This window comes from Coprobacter sp., assembly GCF_982436375.1.
Genome location: NZ_CEWDCG010000266.1, coordinates 1 through 3,317, shown reverse-complemented (window position 1 = coordinate 3,317; position 3,317 = coordinate 1). Strand labels below are relative to the sequence as shown.

5 protein-coding genes are annotated in these 3,317 nt (G+C 36.0%); all 5 read right to left on the bottom strand.

Annotated features, from left to right (window positions below):
* The coding region (locus AC1WHX_RS11415) for a TIGR02757 family protein (protein ID WP_481229389.1) at positions 1 to 704 on the bottom strand (704 nt) is incomplete at its 3' end.
* 117 nt (positions 705 to 821) lie between these two features.
* Positions 822 to 1,619, bottom strand: coding sequence for an META domain-containing protein (locus tag AC1WHX_RS11410; RefSeq protein ID WP_303116435.1), 798 nt, complete (start codon positions 1,617 to 1,619; stop codon positions 822 to 824).
* Positions 1,620 to 1,749: 130 nt separating this feature from the next.
* Positions 1,750 to 2,532: a nitrilase family protein gene (locus AC1WHX_RS11405; protein WP_278583181.1), complete on the bottom strand. Its 783-nt coding sequence runs from the start codon at positions 2,530 to 2,532 to the stop codon at positions 1,750 to 1,752.
* Positions 2,533 to 2,573: 41 nt separating this feature from the next.
* Positions 2,574 to 3,119 carry a 1-acyl-sn-glycerol-3-phosphate acyltransferase gene (locus tag AC1WHX_RS11400; protein WP_009319375.1) on the bottom strand — a complete coding sequence of 182 codons (546 nt, stop codon included), beginning with the start codon at positions 3,117 to 3,119 and terminating at the stop codon, positions 2,574 to 2,576.
* A gap of 5 nt (positions 3,120 to 3,124) precedes the next feature.
* Positions 3,125 to 3,317 (bottom strand): hypothetical protein (locus AC1WHX_RS11395; RefSeq protein ID WP_481229387.1); only part of this gene is annotated, 193 nt, incomplete at its 5' end.

Genomic DNA, 3,317 nt, shown 5'->3' with positions numbered 1-3,317 from the left:
TATCCGAAGAGTGCAAAGTCCCCGAGACAGGGATCTTTAGGAAAAATTTGTTTCATAAAGTCTGTTATTTCCATAGCTGTTTTGATGTCCGGTGTCGATCTTTGGGTTATACCGCATTTTTTTGCGATTTGATGTACGTGTGTGTCGAGAGGAATTATCAGTTCTGATGGAGAAAAACTTTCCCAGATTCCGAAATCTACGGTTTTATCTTGCCGTATCATCCAACGCAAAAACATACAAATTCGTTTGCAAGCTGAGTTCCCCTCCGGTTTCGGAATCCCGTTTATATCGATAAAAAGATATTGTATTCGCTGAACAAGAGTCTGTCCGGATGTCGATTTTAATGCAGACTCTAAAGACCCGAATTTTTGGTAACAATAATGCATTCGTTCGCAAATTTCATACAGATCGTGATATTTGAAAAAGCGATAGAAACTATTATAATTATTTTGATAGTTAGAATATTTATTGTTCAGGATAAAGTGTAGGGGTGAGCCTCCGAACATACGATCCAATTCTTCGGCCTTGGTTATGATACATTTTCGATTACCGTAAGAAATCCATGCTGTGAGAAAGGCGCTTATCTCTATATCTTTTGCTTCTGAATATCTGTGTGGAAATTGTACCGGATCGGAATGTATGAATTTGTCCCGGTTATATTCGGCTGCCCAGTCTCTTAATTGTTGTATGTCTATTTGGCCCATGAATTTTTAGATATTCGAGTTATTTCTTTTTATAAAAACGGTCTTTAATAAGTTTAATAAATAGCCCGGTAATCTTTGAATAGACTATCGGGCTATTTTATATATCGGAATGTTCTTTTACCGGTCGTTTCTTTTTTCGAGTGTAATGATTATTTTCCCTTCCGAATCACAAAGACCTGCATACTTTTTTCCATTCTTTTCCGGTAACAATTTAAATGCCTTTACATTTTCTAAAGCTTTTAGAAATGTAGGTTCTGTGTTTCCCGGACATGCCATACGGGTGGTCGCAATCTGTCCTAAAGATAGGAAATATTCATTGGCATTGTCTGTCGTTATTTGTCCGTTCATACGGTTACAGCCTGCGTTTCCTGTAATTTTCCGATCTTTTGTATTGAATGTAATAAAAGGCTTTTGATCATCGGTGAGAGGTTTTTCGTTTATCAAGGTGACGTCCCATGTCCCTTCAAGCTCAGAGAATGGTTGCCTTTTTAGAGTGATCACTTCTTTTTTATTTGCATTATACAGTTTGAGAAATTTACCAGATTCGATTTTAAAAGAAGTCGTATTATTAAGAGCTTCCATAATTTGGCGTTCAGGATTTTCTCCCATACAAGCCCTCATTGTACTGATAACTTTATCTAAGCGGAAAGAACCATCGTCCCCGACTATCAATTCCCCGTTGATGATATTGCATCCATTATTCCCATGTATTCTTTTTTCTTTGAGATCGAATGCGAGGAATGTCGGTTCTTCGCTGACGATTTTTTTTTCATCGACAGAAATAATATTCCAGCTTCCTTGCAGAACTTCGGTCGAAGTTGTATAAGATTGTGTCGATTTACTTTCTTTTTTTGAACTGCATGAGATTGTTCCGCAAAGAACAACAGCAGTTGCTACATACATCCATTTTTTCATTTTTCGTTAAGTTTTATGTTATTGAATATAACTGCGCGTGAAAACAAACTATTGCACGGCATATCGATATCAAAACAATTTATTGTCTACAAAAGTACATAAATCTTTTAAAACTTTCTTGCAATAAACATTAAATGTGTATAGTAAAAGAGTCGGCATCCTGTAATACAGGAAATTTTTGTCTAAATGCGATTAACTTTTCTGCCGATAAAGTTGTAGTAATATGTGTTTCCTTTTCTTCGGGTGTCGATAAAATAATTTTTCCTTTCGGATCTATAACGGCCGAGTGTCCGGAATAATATATTCCCGTAGGATCATGCCCTATGCGATTTACACCGCAAACGTATGCTTGATTTTCTATTGCTCGTGCTTGCAATAATATATCCCATACCGAGATGCGGGAGTGAGGCCAACATGCCGGTATGATTAATAGATCGTACCGGATATTATTATTGCGTAACCATACTGGAAAACGCAGATCATAACATATCGATAAGCAAATATTCCATCCTTTGTAAGAAATTATTGTTTGTTGTTGTCCTTCGGAAAAACTTAGGTTTTCTTTCCCTACACGGAATAAATGCCGTTTGTCATAAAATGTAATTTGGTTACCCGGTGCTATAAAAAATCCTCGATTATAAAACTTATCGTTTTGATTACAGATAAAACTTCCGGAAAGAGCAAATTCATAAGTATTTGCCCAATACTTTAATCTCGAAATTGTTTCTCCGTTTTCAGTTTCAGCAAGATTTCGACTGTTCATTGAAAATCCGGTAGTAAACATTTCCGGGAAAATAACAATATCGGTTGTCCCTTTTAGTTTTTGGAGAGTCTTCTGTTGTTTACATAAATTTTCTTCTCTGTTTTCCCAAATAATATCTGTTTGTATTGGCGTTATGCGGAGGTCATTCATGAGTTTGGTGCTTTAGGGGAAGAAGTAGTAAAAAAGTTTTTTTACTCTATAGCAAACAAATCGGGGTATTTAGCATGATAATTTTTATAGAATTGTTTAATTTCAATCAGATCTTTTTCAAAGTTTCCCGTAGGGATAAATGTCTTTTTCAGTCCGATAGATTTTTCTTTATAATCGATGTATGCCAGTACGATAGGTACATTTGCCTTCAGAGCGATAAAATAAAATCCTTTTTTCCAATCCGGATTTCTTTTTCTTGTTGCTTCTGGGGTAATAGCGATGCTGAAATGCTCGTGCTTGTTGAATTCATCGACGATCTGATCGGTCAGATCAGAATGTTTACTCCGATCTACAGGAACACCTCCCATAGACCGGAGTATAATGTTCAAAGGGAAAAAGAACCAATCTTTTTTTATTAAAAAACCGGCATGTCTTCCGATCGAAAGGTACGCTAATTTTCCAAGAAAAAAATCAGTATTACTGGTATGCGGAGCTACACAAATTACACATTTAGGATAATCGCGGACCGAAACTTCTACTTTCCAGCCCAATAGGTGTAAAATGAAACGGCATATCCTTCTTTTCATCTTTCTTATTTTCCCAGTTCACTTAAATCTTTTAATATTTCTCCGATTTTGTTGTCAAAAGATTGTATCAGACTTTTGTAATATTTTTTTACCAATTTAGGGTTTTCTTTGCCGTCAGGAGTATTTACACGGCGCAAGAAGTCATCTTGGCAGTCGATAATTTTTGATAGTAGCTCGTCTATTTTTTGAGGATCACTG

What these genes read in the sequence shown, in the direction of transcription:
- AC1WHX_RS11410 (WP_303116435.1), bottom strand. Translation starts at nt 1,619, where the DNA reads ATGAAAAAATGGATGTATGTAGCAACTGCTGTTGTTCTTTGCGGAACA.
- AC1WHX_RS11405 (WP_278583181.1), bottom strand. Translation starts at nt 2,532, where the DNA reads ATGAATGACCTCCGCATAACGCCAATACAAACAGATATTATTTGGGAA.
- AC1WHX_RS11400 (WP_009319375.1), bottom strand. Translation starts at nt 3,119, where the DNA reads ATGAAAAGAAGGATATGCCGTTTCATTTTACACCTATTGGGCTGGAAA.